Annotated in this window: 18 protein-coding genes; 4 read left to right on the plus strand and 14 right to left on the minus strand. The window is 45.0% G+C overall.

Features of this window, described 5'->3' with window-relative positions:
* The first annotated feature begins 68 nt into the window (after positions 1-68).
* Positions 69-668, plus strand: a complete 600-nt coding sequence (locus BGM23_RS19520; RefSeq protein WP_003246687.1) for a rhomboid family intramembrane serine protease — start codon at positions 69-71, stop codon at positions 666-668.
* On the opposite strand, the gene BGM23_RS19525 is transcribed toward BGM23_RS19520, so the two are convergent.
* The 5 genes from BGM23_RS19525 to BGM23_RS19545 all read right to left on the minus strand — a co-directional run bounded on the left by BGM23_RS19525 (position 665) and on the right by BGM23_RS19545 (position 7,204).
* A complete protein-coding gene (locus tag BGM23_RS19525) occupies positions 665-2,146 on the minus strand; it encodes a PH domain-containing protein (RefSeq protein WP_029726538.1) in 1,482 nt (493 codons plus the stop codon). The two genes, BGM23_RS19520 and BGM23_RS19525, sit on opposite strands and share 4 nt — an antisense overlap.
* Positions 2,136-2,615 carry a PH domain-containing protein gene (locus BGM23_RS19530; RefSeq protein ID WP_046664267.1) on the minus strand — a complete coding sequence of 160 codons (480 nt, stop codon included), beginning with the start codon at positions 2,613-2,615 and terminating at the stop codon, positions 2,136-2,138. Before BGM23_RS19530 ends, BGM23_RS19525 begins: the two co-directional genes overlap by 11 nt.
* Positions 2,616-2,787: 172 nt before the next feature.
* Positions 2,788-4,272, minus strand: coding sequence for a degradosome RNA helicase CshA (gene cshA, locus BGM23_RS19535; protein ID WP_003246685.1), 1,485 nt, complete (start codon positions 4,270-4,272; stop codon positions 2,788-2,790).
* A gap of 401 nt (positions 4,273-4,673) precedes the next feature.
* The gene (locus BGM23_RS19540) at positions 4,674-6,047 is read right to left on the minus strand and encodes a UDP-N-acetylmuramoyl-tripeptide--D-alanyl-D-alanine ligase (RefSeq protein WP_046664276.1); all 1,374 of its coding nucleotides are present in this window, start codon (positions 6,045-6,047) and stop codon (positions 4,674-4,676) included.
* Between the two features lie 71 nt (positions 6,048-6,118).
* The gene (locus BGM23_RS19545) at positions 6,119-7,204 is read right to left on the minus strand and encodes a D-alanine--D-alanine ligase (protein ID WP_038427416.1); all 1,086 of its coding nucleotides are present in this window, start codon (positions 7,202-7,204) and stop codon (positions 6,119-6,121) included.
* A gap of 153 nt (positions 7,205-7,357) precedes the next feature.
* Here BGM23_RS19545 and BGM23_RS19550 point away from each other — a divergent pair, with 153 nt between their 5' ends.
* A complete protein-coding gene (locus BGM23_RS19550; RefSeq protein WP_038427414.1) occupies positions 7,358-7,678 on the plus strand; it encodes a thioredoxin family protein in 321 nt (106 codons plus the stop codon).
* 14 nt (positions 7,679-7,692) lie between these two features.
* Here the strand turns inward: BGM23_RS19550 and BGM23_RS19555 are convergent, their stop codons facing one another.
* On the minus strand, positions 7,693-8,565 hold the full coding sequence (locus BGM23_RS19555; RefSeq protein WP_038427412.1) for a cation diffusion facilitator family transporter: 873 nt from the start codon (positions 8,563-8,565) through the stop codon (positions 7,693-7,695).
* 247 nt (positions 8,566-8,812) lie between these two features.
* Between BGM23_RS19555 and BGM23_RS19560 the strand changes: the two genes are divergently transcribed.
* Both BGM23_RS19560 and fbpB read left to right on the plus strand, forming a co-directional pair.
* Entirely contained in the window at positions 8,813-8,977 is a 165-nt protein-coding gene (locus BGM23_RS19560; RefSeq protein ID WP_015715275.1) for a Fur-regulated basic protein FbpA, read from the plus strand.
* The gene (gene fbpB / locus BGM23_RS19565; protein ID WP_072692865.1) at positions 8,931-9,110 is read left to right on the plus strand and encodes a Fur-regulated basic protein FbpB; all 180 of its coding nucleotides are present in this window, start codon (positions 8,931-8,933) and stop codon (positions 9,108-9,110) included. Before BGM23_RS19560 ends, fbpB begins: the two co-directional genes overlap by 47 nt.
* A gap of 23 nt (positions 9,111-9,133) precedes the next feature.
* Here the strand turns inward: fbpB and BGM23_RS19570 are convergent, their stop codons facing one another.
* The 8 genes from BGM23_RS19570 to dctS all read right to left on the minus strand — a co-directional run bounded on the left by BGM23_RS19570 (position 9,134) and on the right by dctS (position 17,665).
* Entirely contained in the window at positions 9,134-10,279 is a 1,146-nt protein-coding gene (locus BGM23_RS19570) for an acyl-CoA dehydrogenase family protein (RefSeq protein ID WP_015715274.1), read from the minus strand.
* A 129-nt stretch (positions 10,280-10,408) separates the two neighbouring features.
* Positions 10,409-10,744, minus strand: a complete 336-nt coding sequence (locus BGM23_RS19575; RefSeq protein ID WP_003225151.1) for a hypothetical protein — start codon at positions 10,742-10,744, stop codon at positions 10,409-10,411.
* 94 nt (positions 10,745-10,838) lie between these two features.
* Positions 10,839-11,606 carry an ABC transporter permease gene (locus BGM23_RS19580; RefSeq protein ID WP_015715273.1) on the minus strand — a complete coding sequence of 256 codons (768 nt, stop codon included), beginning with the start codon at positions 11,604-11,606 and terminating at the stop codon, positions 10,839-10,841.
* A complete protein-coding gene (locus BGM23_RS19585; RefSeq protein ID WP_015715272.1) occupies positions 11,599-12,525 on the minus strand; it encodes an ABC transporter ATP-binding protein in 927 nt (308 codons plus the stop codon). Before BGM23_RS19585 ends, BGM23_RS19580 begins: the two co-directional genes overlap by 8 nt.
* Before the next feature lie 276 nt (positions 12,526-12,801).
* Entirely contained in the window at positions 12,802-13,854 is a 1,053-nt protein-coding gene (locus BGM23_RS19595; protein ID WP_015715271.1) for an AI-2E family transporter, read from the minus strand.
* A gap of 147 nt (positions 13,855-14,001) precedes the next feature.
* On the minus strand, positions 14,002-15,267 hold the full coding sequence (gene dctP, locus BGM23_RS19600; RefSeq protein WP_014475862.1) for a C4-dicarboxylate transporter DctP: 1,266 nt from the start codon (positions 15,265-15,267) through the stop codon (positions 14,002-14,004).
* Between the two features lie 120 nt (positions 15,268-15,387).
* Positions 15,388-16,068: a two-component system response regulator DctR gene (gene dctR, locus BGM23_RS19605; RefSeq protein WP_003234347.1), complete on the minus strand. Its 681-nt coding sequence runs from the start codon at positions 16,066-16,068 to the stop codon at positions 15,388-15,390.
* Positions 16,058-17,665 (minus strand): two-component system sensor histidine kinase DctS, encoded by a 1,608-nt coding sequence (gene dctS, locus BGM23_RS19610; protein WP_046664268.1) that lies wholly within the window; start codon positions 17,663-17,665, stop codon positions 16,058-16,060. The genes dctR and dctS overlap by 11 nt, the downstream gene beginning before the upstream one ends.
* Positions 17,666-17,693: the final 28 nt, after the last annotated feature.

Below are 17,693 nucleotides of genomic sequence, written 5' to 3' on the forward strand. Positions count from 1 at the left end.
CTATTTAAATGGTTTGTCTCATAAACGTGTTACTATAGATATACCAAAATGAAGAAAAGGGGCTCGGAATGTTTATACGAACTGAAAATTTTCAAACATTTATCAGGCTTTACCCCGTTGTCACCTTTATATTGGCTTTGCAAGCTGTTCTCTGGCTGTTTTTTTCACTTCCTGCCCATTCAGTCGTGTTATGGAGGGATACCGTCACAGGCTATAATCTAGGTGTCGCAAACGGTGAATGGTGGCGGCTGATCACACCGATTTTGCTGCACGCCGGTTTCACACATCTGCTGTTTAATTCCATGTCCATCTTTTTATTTGCCCCGGCTTTGGAACGCATGCTGGGAAAAGCGCGTTTCCTTCTTGTATACGCCGGCTCCGGCATCATCGGCAATATCGGCACTTATGTTACAGAGCCGCTTGATTACGTGCATGTCGGTGCTTCAGGCGCAATTTTCGGGCTATTCGGCGTGTACCTGTTTATGGTTCTTTTTCGCAATGAGCTAATAGGGCAGGAGCATTCCAAAATGATCATCACACTGCTCGCATTTGCCGTTCTCATGTCGTTTATCAACTCCAATATTAACATGATGGCCCATTTGTTTGGACTATGCGGCGGGTTTCTTCTTTCGTTTTTATGCGTGCAAAAAAAAGAGCGGCGGTATTAACCGTCCGCATTTTCATATGAGTACCACTTTAAAATGAAGGCTGCATCCTCTTCACCTACATCCCTCACCGTTAATTCTTCCATATGGCTCGATGATTTCACCGAAGTAGAAATGGTATACAAGCGGCCTTTCTTTTGGAAATAGGATTGGCTGAACTTGCAGACCTGCATTCGTTTTTTCAGTACAATGGCGGTTGTTCTGCCTATAAATCTAGACGTCAGCTGAAGACGGTCCCCGTTGATCGTCCATGCAGCCTCTTTATACGCGAGATAGCCGAAGAACAATTCTATCGGCAGCAGGATGGCTGACAGATAGCCCCATGGCTGAAAGAAGATACATAACGGGATGATCAAAAATAGTGAAAAAATGACAGAACGGAACAAATAGCGTTTCAACGCGCGCCGCGGCAGGCGGCGGCAGTTTTCTTCCAGCGTGTATTCCGGCGTAAATGTTCGGAGCATGTGCGGAAGCTTTTTTTTATGAATCATTGGAAAGAGAATGGTCAAAGCGCCTTCTTCTTTTTCCCGGTCGCCGCCTCCTGCGCTGACGATGGACACCGTTACAAAGCCGAAAAGCTGGCGAATGATATTTTCTTTGATTTTAATGGCTTGTATTTTTCGCAATGGAATCGTGACTTGATGTTTTTCAATAATTCCCCTTGAAATCACCAGTTCCTGCTCTTTTTTTATGATTTGAAAGTTCGCGTATCTAAACATCATGCCCGCGATGCTGAAAATCCAGGCGATAAATAAACCGATAAAAATCAGTACCGCGTAAATACCGATGCTGGCGTGCTGAAGGAAGGAAAACTTATCGAATAACCAATCCATTGGCAGCACTTCATCAAGCTGGGAAATAAGTGCAAATACAGCGGAGATAATGACTCCGATTCCGCCGGAGGTAGAAGCGGCCATGAGCAATTCTTTCGCGTTCATGCGATAGTGCTCTTGCACCTCAACGGCCGGAACCAACTCCTCTTCAGCTTCAAGCCGTTCTTCATCAAGTTCATTTTCTCGTCTTTGCGCTTTTTTCTTAAAGACAGCTTCTTTGATGCGTTCCGCTTCTTCAACAGAAATAGCAGAAAGAACGGCTTCTGCCTCCTTGCCTCCGCCTGCTGTTTCAATTTGCAGCTTCACAAGCTTAAAGATTTGCTGGACAAGGCCTGCGCTCGTATTCATCGTTTGAATCCGATCAATCGATATGTATCGCTTTTTCGTAACAAATAAGCCTTCTTCGATTCTAAATTCATCATCTTCAATTCGATAGGTAAACCTTCTCCATTTGATAATGCTTGCCGCTACAAGCCAGATGAATAGCACACCGAGCGCAATGGCTCCGTAAAAACGGACAGTATGGTTTGAATTGACAATATACACAAAAAAGAATGGCAGAATGATATTTTTTATCGTTTGAATAATGGTATGGCATAAATTCAAAATGACTGCTGCCGGGTGCAGGCGTTTCGGTTCAGACATCATCGTCAGTCACCCTCGCCAGACGGGAAATGGAGTCTCTCAGCCGATCCGCTTCCTCCATCTCTAAAGCGGGGATCGAATGAACGGTCGCGGCCGTGGAAATTTTCACCGTTGCCAGGTTGTATTTTTTTAATAATGGCCCTTGTGACGTATCGACGTGCTGAACTCTGACCATCGGAACAATCACACGTGTTACCACAAAAATACCTGACTGAATATCTATTTCATGTTCATGGACTTCATATCGCCACACCTTATGACGGACCTTCGGAATGATAAAGACCGTCACAATCGATCCCAACAGCCAAACCGCGCCGAGCACGCCGCTGATCCAGTACGGCCAATGAAAATAATAGCTTAACACTGCAACTGCAATGACAATAAGTAAGCAAACAGCGGATATGATGATCTCTTGAAGTCGCCAAACCTTTAATCCGTCTGGACTGATTTGGTTTTTTGGCTGCCCTCTCAAAAATACCTACCTCCCTTTTTTTCGTCGTTATTTATACGTCTCTTTTACAGAAAGGTTTCATTCTTAAGCATACAGAGAAAAATGGCTTCCGTCAGCTGAAAATTTGCTGAATAACAAATCGCGAACATAAAAAAGCCCAAAACATCATGTTTTGGGCTCTGAATCGATCAAATTAGTAAGATTTTTTCTGGCGTCTGTCACCTGAAGAACGGCGATCGTTTGAACGCTTTTTGTCATAGGAAGAACGGTTGTTGCTTTTCCCTTTTCCGCCGCGGTAGCCGCCGCCTTGACCGTCTCTGCGTTTAGAAGAGCGCTGGTTCTTGTAGCGTTTGCTGACCATCGGCGCTTCGTCTGTTAAGCGAACCGGTGTGTCGTCTGGCTCTTTTGTAGCCATTTTGATAGCCGCCGCAACCACTGTTACTGCATCATGATCTTCAAGCAGCTCAGCTGCCGCTGTCATGTAGAAGTTCAGGTTGTTTTCACTGATTGTCGTGCGAAGACGTTCAACAGTAACCTGCTGCTGGCCTTCTAACGCTTCATCAAGTGTAGGCTCCTTCATGCGGTCCATTTTGCGTTTTGTTGTTTGTTCAATTGCGCGAAGCATGCTTTTCTCACGCGGTGTAATGAACGTCATTGCCATACCTGTTTTTCCTGCACGGCCCGTTCTTCCGATACGGTGAACGTAGCTTTCAGGATCTTGAGGCACGTCGAAGTTGTATACGTGTGTAACACCTGAGATATCAAGTCCGCGAGCGGCAACATCAGTTGCGACAAGAACTTCGATTGCGCCTTCTTTAAATTTACGAAGCGCAACCATACGTTTCGCCTGCGTTAAGTCACCGTGAATTCCTTCAGCTGCATATCCGCGAAGGTTCAGAGCTTCAGCCAGCTCATCGACACGGCGTTTTGTACGTCCGAATACGATCGCAAGCTCAGGAGACTGAATATCAAGAAGGCGAGTCAGTGTATCGAATTTTTTGCGTTCTTGCACTTCCAAATAGAACTGCTGAATGTTAGAAACCGTCATTTCTTTCGCTTTTACTTTTACGTGTTCCGGCTCAGTCATGAAGCGCTCTGCAATGCGTTTGATCGGCGCAGGCATTGTGGCAGAGAACAGAAGTGTCTGATGCTCGCTTGGCACGTTTGAAAGGATAGATTCAATATCGTCAATGAATCCCATGTTCAGCATTTCATCCGCTTCATCCATTACAACGGTATTTACGTTGTTTAAACGAATGGTGCGGCGGTTGATGTGGTCAAGAAGACGGCCAGGTGTTCCGACAATAATATTCGGATTCTTCTTTAACGCCCGGATTTGCCGTCCAATATCCTGTCCGCCGTAAATAGGAAGAACCTTCGCACGTTTATCTTGTCCGATTTTATACAATTCTTCAGATACTTGAATGGCTAATTCACGGGTTGGCGCGATTACGATTGCTTGAATATTAGGAGACTCGGGGTTAATTTTTTCAACAAGGGGTATACCAAACGCAGCTGTTTTACCTGTACCTGTTTGCGCTTGTCCAATGACGTCTTTATTTGAAAGTCCGAGCGGTATCGTTTGTGCCTGAATCGGTGTTGCTTCTTCAAATCCCATACGATTAATTGCTTTCATGAGATCAGAACTTAAATTAAAATCTTGAAACGTTATAGTCAAATTATTCAAACTCCTTCTAATTGCTGTTTCAGTAATGTCGTGATTTACCACTTATAAAACTGCCCTTTAGACAAGAAGGACAGGATCCATCCGTATACAAAGCCCGAATTACTTTAAGTTTTATCTTACCATTACACTATTTGTTTTTCAATAAGATGAGAAGCAGATCGGCATCTCGAATATGCCGGCTGCTGCTCCATCCGCTCCCAAGAATCCAGCGGAGAACTTCGGGTCACGATGAAAAGTCCGGACGAATATGTTCGTATCGCGAAATAACCTATATATATATTGTATCATAGCCGCAGCCGGCCAGATATACATAATTTTCGGCCGGCATACATTAGTGTTTGCATATCATGTTATTTTATGATGCAATATGCGTTTTTCCGCAAAATATTTTCTTATGAAAGCGGGCTCTCTATTAAATCTTTAACGATTTCTTCAAGCTTCATACCTCTGGATGCTTTGAATAAAATCAAATCGCCTTTTGATGCGTTTTCCTTCACAGCTTGGAGGAGATCTTTTTTCTCAGTGTAATGGCTGACGCGGTCTTTCTCAAAGTGTTTCAGGGCGCCTTCCGCGATAAAAGCTCCCAGTTTTCCGTACGTAAAGACGCGGTCAATTTTATCAGGGCTGATCACAGCGCCGCACTCTTTATGGAACGTTTCTTCAAGATCGCCGAGTTCAAGCATATCACCGAGCACGAGCATTTTTTTGCCGTAGCCTTCGAGGCTTTCTGTCAATTGAATTGCAGCTTTCATGGAAGTCGGGCTCGCATTATAAGCGTCATTGATTATCGAAAGGCCGCTGTCTGTTTTGATGAGTTCAAGTCTCATCCCGGTTACCTTTAGGCCGCTCAGTCCTTTTGCCGCACCCTCAGGCGTGATGCCAAAATAACCCCCTGCAGCAATCGCTGCCATGGCGTTCATCACATTGTGCTTGCCGAGTATCGGAATAAAAAACGTGTTTTTTATCCCTTTGATTGTAAAATGGGTTCCTTCCTCACTCTGGCTGACATCCTGAAGCTGATAATCATTATGCGCTCCCGTCCCGTACGTTTTCGTCTGGCAGCTGTATGCATTTTGAAGAAGCGGTTCGTCCCCGATATAAATCAGCACTCCGTCTTCTTTAAGCCCGTTAATGATTTCAAGCTTCGCCTCCGCGATGCCCTCTCTAGAGCCAAGGTCTTGCATATGCGATTCGCCGATATTCGTAATCACTGCCGCATCCGGGTTTGCCAGGCGGCTCAAGAGGTCAATTTCTCCTTTGGCGCTCATTCCCATCTCCAATACGGCGATCTCCGTATTTTCTGGCATCGCTAAAACTGTCAGCGGCAAACCGATATGATTATTGAAGTTTCCTCCTGTTTTGTGAACACGGTACTTGGTCCCCAGTACGGCGTGAATCATATCTTTTGTTGTCGTTTTGCCATTGCTTCCGGTTACTCCGATGACACGTGTGCCAAGCTCCTGCAAATAGGCTTTTGCAAGCTGCTGAAGTGCGGTAAGGGTATCGTCCACTAAAATGACGGCGTGATTCTCGGGCGGATTTGGTACTGACCGATCCCAAAGAACAGCCGCTACACCAGCTTCAAAGGCCTGCTCCACAAAAGAGTGGCCGTCAAAACGTTCCCCTTTCAGCGGAATAAAGAGCTGATGTTGTTCCAGTTTTCTTGTATCGGTTGCCACTCCATGAATGACTGTTTGTTCATATTGCGGATTTGTTAGTGTGCCTTTAACCATTTCGGCAATGTTTTTTACTGTTCGCTTAATCAAGTAAGGTCCCTCTCTTTCTTTTGTATATACGGGAAAAAACACTGCCCTTTTACCGGCAGTGTCCTTCTTCATTAGAATGTATGCTTAATCAATTGTTTTTCAGCGTGGCGTTCTTTTGCAAGCTCCACAAGCTGTTCAATCAGGTCAGCATATTCCACTCCGGCTTCTTTCCAGAGCAGCGGGAACATGCTGAAAGGTGTAAAGCCAGGCATTGTGTTGACTTCATTGATCAGAACTTCGCCGTTAGCTGTCAGGAAAAAGTCCGCTCTGACGAGTCCTGAACCATCGATCGCTTTAAACGCTTTGATCGCCATATCACTGATTGTTGCGTATTCCTCATCAGTCACAATCGCCGGAATCATCAGATCAGTATCTCCATCCTCATATTTCGCTTTGTAATCGTAGAAATCCGTCTTCGGTGCGATTTCCCCCACAACAGAGCATTTAGGATCGTCATTTCCAAGAACGCCGATTTCGATCTCGCGGCCGTTAATTCCTTCTTCAACGACGACTTTGCGATCATATTGGAAAGCAAGCTCAAATGCTTTTTGCAGTTCTTCACGGTTTCGGCATTTGCTGATTCCGACACTTGAGCCGAGGTTCGCCGGTTTTACGAAGCAAGGGTAGCCTAATTCCTGTTCAACCTGCTCACAGCTTTCTTTCGGAGAACGAGTCCAGTCTTTCTTAAGGAAAGCTGCGTATTTAGCCTGAGCAAGGCCGGCCTGAGCAAATAAATGTTTCATGACAACTTTATCCATGCCAGCTGAGGAAGCAAGCACTCCGTTGCCGACATAAGGAATGTTCAACAGCTCGAGCATTCCCTGGATCGTACCGTCTTCTCCGTTCGGTCCGTGGAGGAGCGGGAATACGACGTCGATGGCTTCATTTTGCTGTGACGCTTCCTGCGGAAACATCTCCTGGTTCAGGGCAGCTGGAGAAAAAGCATTGCCTCCTTGCTCAAATTGAAGCATTTTCACGTTTGAAACAGGCTCAGTTAAACGGGCGCCTCTAACCCATTCGCCTTTTTCTGTTATATAAATCGGATGTATATCAAACTTCTCAGTATTTAGCGCTTTGATTACAGCCAGAGCCGTCTGCAGGGAAACATTATGTTCTGCCGACTTTCCTCCGTACACTAATCCTAGACTTGTTTTCAATGGATACTCCCCCCACTACAATTCATCTTTACTATCTTATCATTTTCACCGGAAAATGATCTAATTATTTTTGGGCATGCTGATGTTGAATGCATTTGTATGTAATTCCTTTTTATTTTATATTAAAATGGCATTGAAAAGGAGATGTGACATATGAAAAAAATCACAACAAACGAACAATTTAATGAACTGATTCAATCCGATAAAGAAATCATTGTAAAGTTTTATGCTGATTGGTGCCCAGACTGCACACGCATGAATATGTTCATCGGCGATATTTTGGAAGAATACAATCAAAACGATTGGTATGAGCTGAATAAGGACGAGCTTCCTGACCTGGCTGAAAAATACCAAGTAATGGGCATTCCCAGCCTGCTTATTTTCAAGAACGGTGAAAAAACAGCTCACCTTCACAGCGCCAATGCCAAAACGCCTGAAGAAGTGATTGAATTTTTATCTGAACATATAAGCTAATTCGTTAAACAGCCTTATTTTATGTCGTCAGGCTCTACATGAACATGAACATGAGTTACATCGTGTTCATGTTTTATTTTGTCTTCTACTTCATCCGCCACTCCATGGCCTTCTTCTACTGTAAGCTTCGGATCAACCGTAATGACCATCTCGATATGAACTGTACTGCCTAAATACCTCGCTTTCACATCCTTTAGGCGATGCACTTTTTCAATCCTGCCGACGGTCTGTTTGTAAGGCTCAAGATCTTTTAAATGGAAGCCGTCTGTTAAGGAATGTGAAGCGTCTTTAAAGATATCCCACGCAGTTTTGCAAATGATGATGCCGATGATAAAAGCCGTTACCGGATCAATCCACGGCAGCTTCAGCTGGGACGAAAAAACACCGATAAACGCGCCGGCGCTTACAAAAGCGTCTGACCTGCTGTCCTTTGCCGCTGCCATCAGGGCAGAGCTTTTAATGGACGCTGCCAGCCTTTTGTTATATAAATAGATGCCATACATAAACACAGCACTGCCTAACGCCGTCCATGCCGCGATAAGATTTGGCGTTTCCGTTGTTCCGCCCGCAATCGCTTTTCCTCCGCCGATTAACACTTCAATGCCGACTGCCATCATAATAAAAGACGCAACAAGAGACGAAATTGTTTCAGCCCGATAATGGCCGTATGGATGATCGCTGTCAGCCGGTCTTTGAGAAATCCGCAATCCTATCAGCACTGCTACTGACGCAACAATATCTGTTCCATTATTTAACCCGTCTGCTCTCAGCGCTTCAGAATGATATAGAATCCCGATGACTAGCTTTACAACAGCAAGAATGACATATGCAAAAATATTGAGGAGCGCCCCTTTTTCTCCCTTTTTCAGATTTTCTGTCCGCTCCATTGAATACCAGCCTCCATTCTATTACATAGTATGGTTCAAAACATGAAAAATAGCAGGACGCGTTCAATGAAGCGGAATATTTCGACAGCAAATTATTGCCCGGGAAACTTTTTGTCGATTTGTTGAATGTTTGTAAATTGGCGAAAGAATAGGACTGTTTTCACCTTTACAGGCGATTGCGGACATTGTATACTGAAGTTAATTGATAATGATTATCAATATCGTTTGATTGGAGGTTGGTGACACAATGACACCTCAGTCTGCAGAAATCAGAAAAAAACAGCTCATTCATCTGTTAATACAGAATGGTATATACAAAAAGTCAAAGCGTCATCTGTATGAATTGTCGCTGACGGAGTTAGAAAGTGAATACAAACATGTCAGGAGGGCGCCGGGGCATGCCGAAGCGTAAAGTGAAAACTTACCAACAGCTGATCCAGGAAAACAAAGAGGCGATTATGGGCAATCCAAAGCTGATGAACGTTATTTATGACAGGATCGACCGCAAGCATCAAAAAAATCTGCAAGAGCAAAACAATACATAAAAAGAGCCGGTAAGGCTCTTTTTTTATGACTCAAACGCTTCAGCCGCCAGCTTGTGTATCACGGCGTCATCCATCGGCGGGTTGTGAAGACCGGCGCGCACATCACGATAATAGCGCTGAAGCGGGTTGGTTCGTTCCAGGCTTTTGGCCCCGACAATTCTCATCGCTTTATCAACAACAGACAGCGCAGCGTTTGTGACGATATGTTTCGCCGCACCGAGCTCGCTGGTCAAGTGTGGACGCCGCTCCGGATCGTCATACAATTGAGCGATATGGAAAAGAAAGTGTCTGGCATTGAGCAGTTCAAGCTCCATTTCGCCTGTTCTTTGCTGTACGGCCGGGACATTCTTGATCGGTCCATTCAAGCTGTTTGGAGAATACTCAGATGCAAATTGCACTGCATAGTCACGAGCAGCTTGAGCCACACCAAGATAAATTGCAGGAATGTGAAGCAGCCAGCCATTCGGCTTAGCTCCACGAGGCCCTTGAAGCAGTTCCACCAGCTTATTCTCATCAAGCATTACTTCGTTCAGTACAAGGTCATGGCTCCCAGTCGCCCGCATCGCCATCATATCCCACGTTTCTTCAATCGACAAGCCGGGATCATCTTTATGAATGAGAAACACGCCTGTTGTTTGTTTGTCCTCAATCCATGCGGTTACTAAAAAATAATCCAGAGCTTGTGACATCGTCGTAAAGGTTTTTCTCCCGTTCACTGCCCATTTGCCATCCTTTTTGACGGCGTGTGTACCGGGACGCCCTCCTCTTGTCGGGCTTCCGGTTTTCGCTTCAGTCGCCGCCCTGTTAATGACAGCTCCGTTTTGGACTTCCTTGGCAACAAATGCAAATACGTCTTCATCCCAGCTGTTGCCTTCTCCAAGCTCCCCGATCACGCTCAAATGCCAGCCGATGCTAAGAGCCGTCGGAGCATCTCCCCGTGCAAGCCGTTCTTGAAACAGGAGCATATCGTAAACAGAAATGCCCCCTCCGCCATGAGATGCCGGCAATGTTAATGCTGTATACCCAGCATCACGCAGTTTTTGTATTTTCTCTGCAGGAAAACGTCCCTGTTCGTCATCTTCAGCAGCTGTTTGCTGAAATTCATCCGCAATCCGTCCGATTTTCTCCATCCATTGCCGCTGTTGATCGTTTTGTATAAATAATGACATCCGGCAGCCCCCCAAGTTTTAATTCCGATAAATTTAATATGTATTATAGATTTCCTGCCATTTTTCCGCAACTGTTAATCTTTTTGTCCAGTATAGAAAAACACGCCGTTCCCCAAGGGAACAGCGCGATTACACAGGATTTGCATCCCGGTCTTGTTTCATGCCGAGATAAATCAGCATATATGTCAGGTAACCCATCGTCATCACCAGGCCGCCAAAGAAAAAGCTTGAGAAAATCGGCTCTTCAAAAGCGGTCACTGCGGCCAACACAATCCAGCTGGCATACAGATAGATGATAAAATAGCGGATGCCCGTCTTCATTTTATATATCATGTACAGTCCCACGAGAGAAAACAACCCAAGCGCGAGCCTGAAATAAACAAGATGTTCAAACTGAAACATGAATGACACAAATGAGAATCCAAGCAGCAATACGATCGGTAAAGCGGTAATAAAGTTCCTCAATCGAGACACCTCCGTCAGTACCTTTAGTATAAACCAAAATATCACTTAATATTGATTTACGTGAGCTGTTTCACAAAAATGTCATTCCTTGCCTTTAGACCCGAACATCCCGTTTACAGAAGCACCACCAGCCAACAACGATGAAGAATATGGCATGTATGATGAGAATGCCAATTGAAAACAATGGCGTCATGCCTGAAAACAACGCTGTCTCTCCGCTTCTGTATTGCGTAAAGTCAGTGTTCGCAAAAAGCAAAAAGCTGCCCCACTTGTTTTCAAACAACTTCATGAGCTGAACAAGTGTACTCGCTCCGTATAAAACGACAAAAGAAACAACAACTGCTACCGCGCTATTGCGGAACAGCGAAGAACAAAGCAGCCCGAATAATCCCATCATTACAGCTTCAAGCCAGTTTGACCCGATCAGCGCCAAGGTGTTGACCAGCAATGTCTTTGATTCCGCAGTCACCGATGTGCCAAAAAACACGAGACCGAATAATAATGCCAGAATGTAGTATGCCAGATACAAATAGAAGCTGACCATCACGACTGTGATTAATTTTGACCAAAAGACCTTTTGGCGTTTAACCGGACGAATGAGCAAAAATTTGATCGTCTTTTTATCAAATTCCATCGAAACAATTGTTGCTGCAATTACGATCGTTAAAGCCTGCAGCAAAATGTTCAGGCTCGGTGTATACGATAAATAGCCGATGAAGTTTTCATCTGTTCCGGCACTGATGACAATCCGTTTAATGATCAATGCCATGAAGAATTGAAAGACAGCCATCAGGATAAGGGAAACCAAAGTGACCTTCCGATTAAAAAGTTTCATATGTTCATTCCAAATTAATTTAGACAAGCTCTTCTCCCTCCTCTTGATGAGCTGTTGTCGCTTTTATAAATTCGTCTTCCAGTGACTGCGTGTAAGGCGTAATGGAAAATACATTCAGATCTTGTCCGACAAGTGATCGGTTCAGCTCCGGTATGTTTTCTTTTGCCACCTCAACTACAATCGCCCCAGCTTGGCACTCAGCTTGATATTGATTGCCTGTCAGCCAATTGAGCGCTTTTTCTTGCGGCTGCACTTCTATAATCGCTTTTTCTGTGGTTTGGCCAGTTCCTTGTAAGCTGACTTCCGCTTTGATCTCACCTTTTTGAATGATGATGACACGGTCGCACAAGTCTTCAACCTCGCGCAATAAATGAGTGGCGAACAGGACAGCTGTTCCTTCCATTTCTGCGAGCTCTTTAATATGATCGCGAAAATCCTTCATCCCCGCAGGATCGAGGCCGTTTGTTGGTTCATCTAGAATGAGAAGCTTCGGCCGGTGAAGAATTGCCTGGGCGATTCCCAGACGCTGGCGCATCCCAAGGGAATAGGTTTTCACCTTATCATGAATCGCTGACGTCAGCCCGACACGTTCCACCACTTCATCAAGCCGTTCATCCGCTATTTTTTTGTGCATATTCGCAAAGTGCTTGAGGTTTTCCCAGCCTGTCAGGTACGGATAGAACTCAGGGTTCTCAACAATCGCTCCAACCGCTTCCATCGCTTTTTCAAACTCTGTATCATGCTGGAATCCGCTGATTGTCACGCTTCCGCTGTTTTGTTTCAGCAGCCCGACGATGATACGGATGAGTGTTGTTTTTCCGGAACCATTTGGACCGAGAAGGCCGATGATTTCGCCCTCCATGACGTCCATGCTGATCTGTTTTAAAATCTGTTTAGACCCAATCTTTTTATCGAGGCCTTCAATATGTAAAATCGGCTCAGCCATAAAGCCTTCCTCCTTTTTCGACAAAAAATAAACAGTGCCTAACATTAGGCACTGTTTGTATTATAGCATTTGTTGCTTCCAAATGTTTGGTTAAACCGATGATGAGCGTTTACTCCGACTGTTTGTTCTTTTCAGTTTCTGTAATGATGACAGGCATTGTCACCTGTTGTGTTCACCACTGTGCGAAGCAATGCCAAGCTCCGATTCCGAGTCTTAATTCCATGCCTTGAACAGGCAGGCCGGCAGATCGAGGCACACTCATTATTCGATTTCAAACTACATTTTATCGCTATTCTCTCGGTGTCCTTTAGACCTATCTTCCTTGTTGGTGACATCCAGAATATCAAGGAGAAACACAAAGATCGGAATCCCGATAATTAAACCCCAAATGCCGAAGAAGTGTTCAGAGAAAATGAGTACTGTGAAGGTGAAAAAAATTGGCAGCTCTGTTTTCGCCGACATCAGCTTCGGATTTAAGAAATAGGTTTCGATCGCATGAATGGCGAATATGACAAGGACAATGTAGAGCACATACATTCCGCCGCCAGTGCTGTAGGCGATAATGCTGAGCGGAATCAGGGAAATGACGACGCCTGCTACAGGGATCAATCCAAGGAAGAACACCATAATCGAAAGCCCAAACAGCTGCGGAAAATGCATAATCCAAAGCGCGATAAACGTCAGAATACAGTTGACGAGCGCAATGATAAATTGAGCCTCGAGCACCTTGCCGAACGTTCTTGCAAATTTGCTTCCGAAAAAAGCAATCTCCTCATAAAAGACCCTCAGTTTGCTCGTTTTAAATTTCGCCATGAATTCAGAAAGCCGTTTTTTCTCAAATAAGAAAAACATGCTGAGAATGAGCGCCATCACGACCTGCAAGCCGAATGTGCTGATATCGGCCAGATACGTATACACTACATTGAAGCCCTCTTTGACATATGAACTGATGTTAATATCTCCGAAGACACTGGTGATCTCATCAAAGAAAGGGATGCTGTCAGGATGATACGCAATATGTTTAATCTGCTTTACCAGCTGCTGGATCTGCGCCGCGACGACCGGATAAAACACAAAGCCCCCGACTGTAAGCAGCACAGCCAGCAACATGTAAAGAAACGTAATGACAACCCGCTGGCTCACGCGGAAGAACTGGCTTACAAACTGCCGCACGACAAGCTCCAAACGATCCATTAGAAATGTGAAAATGAAGGTAAGCAATATTAAGTTGATCATGCTCTTAAATAGATATAACACACCAGTTAACACGACAAAGATGGAGAAACGCCTTACTCCCGGGTGCTGAAAAAATTTAACTAAAGCGGCCATTTATACACTCCTGTTAGGACAAACGTCCTTCATTCAATATAGTATCCATTTGTAAATTATATAACAAAAAAATGCTGAGGTCTCTGTCCTTACCTTAATAATTCTTAAACAATTAAAAAAACGGCCCCATGGATGGGCCGTTTTTTTTCAGACTGCTGTTTTCATTTTTTTCATGCCTTCAACAGCCTCTACGCTTTTTGCTTCATCAAATTCATTTTCGCTTTTGGCAACAATGATCGTGGCGATTCCGTTTCCGATCAGGTTCACAATGGCTCTTCCTTCACTCATGAAACGGTCGACCCCGAGCAGGAGTGCAAGCCCCTCCAGCGGAATGACCTGCAGCGCTGACAGCGTTGAGGCAAGGACGATAAATCCGCTTCCCGTCACACCTGCCGCTCCCTTCGATGTCAGCATCAGAACGAGGATAATCGTAATTTGCTGGCCGATGCTGAGGTCTACTCCAAACACCTGTGCCAAAAAGACAGTCGCCATTGATAAATAAATGGATGTGCCGTCGAGGTTAAACGAATAGCCCGTCGGAATAACAAGCCCGACAACGGATTTGGAACAGCCGTAGCGCTCCATTTTATCCATCATACGAGGAAGCACCGATTCGGAAGAGCTTGTGCCAAGCACGATCAGAAGCTCATCCTTAATGAAGCGAAGGTAATTCCACAGGCTGAATCCGTAAAGCTTGCAGATGATATTTAAAGCAACAAATACGAACAGGAACATCGTAATATAAACAGACATCATTAAGCTTGCCAGCGGTTTGATGGAATCGAGCCCGAAGTGTCCGATTGTATACGCCATCGCCCCGAATGCCCCGATTGGCGCGGCACGCATAATGTAGCCGATAATTTTGAAAAAAACGTGAGAAACCTTGTCGAAGAAATCAATGACGCTTTTTCCTTTTTCGCCTAATGCCGCAAGACCCACTCCGAAAAGAATAGAAAAGAATAAGACCTGCAAAATGTCCCCTTTTGCGAAGGCATCAACCATGTTGGATGGAACAATGTGTGTAACAAATTCAATCCAGTCGATTCCCTGACCGCCATTTTGCGTGTATTGTGATACATCACCCTTTTCAAGCTTGCTGTAATCAAGACCCGCACCCGGCTTCATAATATTGACGACAAATAAACCGATAATGAGTGCGAGGGTGGTGACAACCTCGAAATAGATAAACGCTTTTCCCCCTACTTTTCCAACCTTCTTCATATCGCCCATTTTTGCAATCCCGAGAACGATTGTGAAGAAAATAATTGGTGCAATCACCATTTTAACAGCGTTGATAAATGTATCGCCAAGCGGTTTCATTTCTTTGCCGACATCCGGCCAGACCAGCCCGACAATGACCCCGATGATGACCGCGGTTATGACCTGAACTGTTAAATTTTTAAACAGTTTCATATCCTTCATCCCCCTGTCCTATTCGCCTTTTGTGTCTTTCTTACTATAATGATAGCGTTTTCATGATGTCTGGGGAAGTTTATGATCATAACGGACATTTTGGTCTTTTTGGTCTCAGGTTTATCCTTTTAACACGTAGCGGTTGACCGGCCGGCCGACTCCGCCGTATTGAACGTCCAATTTGATGATCCCGGTTTTTTCTAAGTAATCAAGATATCGTCTGGCTGTCACTCTGGCGATGCCAAGCGCCTTGGCGACCTCTTCAGCAGAAAGGGATGCGGTTTGCTGTTTCAAAAAAGCAGTGACTTCATTCATCGTGAAGTGATTCAACCCTTTCGGCAGATCCTGTACGGCCTGCTGCGGAATATTCAGGATCGCATCGAGCTGTTCCTGGGACAGCGTATCATTCGCTTCGATTTTTTGTTTATATTGCTTGTACTTTTCGAGTGCCTGTCTCATTCGCTCAAGCTTAAACGGCTTTAAGATATAGTCAACCGCCCCGTTTTGCAGCATGAGTGAGATCGTTTCCTTGTCTTTTGCAGCGGAGACGACAATGACATCCACTTCAAGCTTTTGCTTTCTGATCTCCTGCAAGGTCTTGATGCCGTCTTTTTTCGGCATGTACACATCGAGAATGACGAGATCCGGCTGTTCTTCTTTAATCAGCTTCATGCCTTCCTCTCCGTTTCCTGCCGTTGCACAGACAGTAACGCCTTTAACAGTTGTAATGAAATCCTTATTGACCTCTTGAACCATCGGATCGTCTTCAATGAGCAGAACCTTCCATTCTTTACGAGCCATGCTGTGCTTCCTCCCCCTTCATTGGAAAAACGATAGAAAAAGATGTCCCCTGCCCCGCATGTGAATCAGCTTCTATCGTGCCCGATCCTTTGTCTATGATTTGTTTCACTAGATACAGGCCATAGCCTGTGCCGCCAGTTTTATTGACCGTAAAACCTTTGTCGTAAAGGCGAGGCATATGTGCCGGATCAATTCCGCAGCCGTTATCTTCTATTAAAATAGCGAGGATATCATCTGTTTGTTCGATACTAATGTCAATTCGTTTGTCTTCAGATTGAACGGTTTCAAATGAGCCGAAGGCATTTTCAATCAGATTCCCCAAAAGCACCACAATATCATGCTGATCAACATGCTCGGGAAATTGCTGAAGACTGCTGTTTTCATCTATATGAACAGCAATGCCGAGCTCTCTTCCCCTTCTGATTTTACTTAAAAGAAGGCCTGCCGCAGCGTCATTTTGAATCGAGCGGTGCAGAAATTCAGTCACATTTTCCTGCTCAGTTGATGCCTGGAATGCAAGCTGCAAGGCTTTTTCAGATTTCCCCAGCTGGATGAGACCGGCGATCGTGTGCAGCTTATTCATATGCTCATGGTTTTGGACACGGAGCGCCTCCACAAAGTTTCTGACACCAGTCAATTCCTCTGCCATCTTGGCCGCTTCCGTTCTGTCCTGAAAAATCGCAACGGCGCCGATCACTTTTTTCTTCATGACGATCGGAATTCTGCTGCTCATGATGACTTTTCCGCTGACACGAATTTCTTCATTATAAACCGCTTTGTTCCGCTCCACGATTTCGGGCAGGCGTGAATCCTTGAGAACCTCCCAAATCACCTTGCCGATCAGATCCCCCTGCACTTCAAAGATCTGTTTCGCTTTTTCATTAAAAATCGTAATGACGAGCCGATTGTCAATAGCGATCACCCCTTCATTCATCGAGTGAAACGTCGCTGTCCGTTCTTCATACATTCGGACAATCTCATGGGGTTCAAGCTGAAACATTTGTTTTTTGATATGGCGGGCCAGCAAAAAGGAACCAGCAAGGCCAAAGCCGAGTGTCAGCACAACGATGAAGGCGATATCACGCTTTAAATGAAGCAGGATGTCAGCGATACCCGGCAGCGTTTTTCCGACAAGCACCACGCCTATTTGGTTCAGGTCTTGATCCTTAACCGGATAAAAAGCGCGAACCGCCGTGCCGAGCTCGCCCTTTGCTTCAGAGAAATAAATGTGCTCCGCAAACGCTGCCTCCTCGTCTGCACCTTCTGATTTCTTGCCGATGCTTGTGCTGACAGGATGCGTATATCGGATGTGATTCATATCCATGACGACAATATAGTCTGCTTCATTAATCATCCTGATTTCTTCAACCGCATGGCGAACAGCTTCTGTTCGTTTTTTTCGCGCCAAGGCTTCTTTCACTTCTGTCATCTCTGACACCGTCCGGGCCGTATTCATCAGCCGCTTTTTCAGCTCCCGCTCCTCTGTATGCTGAATGTTGCCGATGAGCACAATGCCGCCGATCAAAAAGGAGAAAATGACGAGTATATAGGATAAGATTGTGATTTTCCAACGGATTGAGAGCTTCTTTTTGTTCATCAGCTTCTCCTTTCAGGTCTTTACGAAT

The organism is Bacillus sp. FJAT-14266 (assembly GCF_001719225.1).
GTDB classification, from domain to species: Bacteria; Bacillota; Bacilli; order Bacillales; family Bacillaceae; genus Bacillus; species Bacillus subtilis.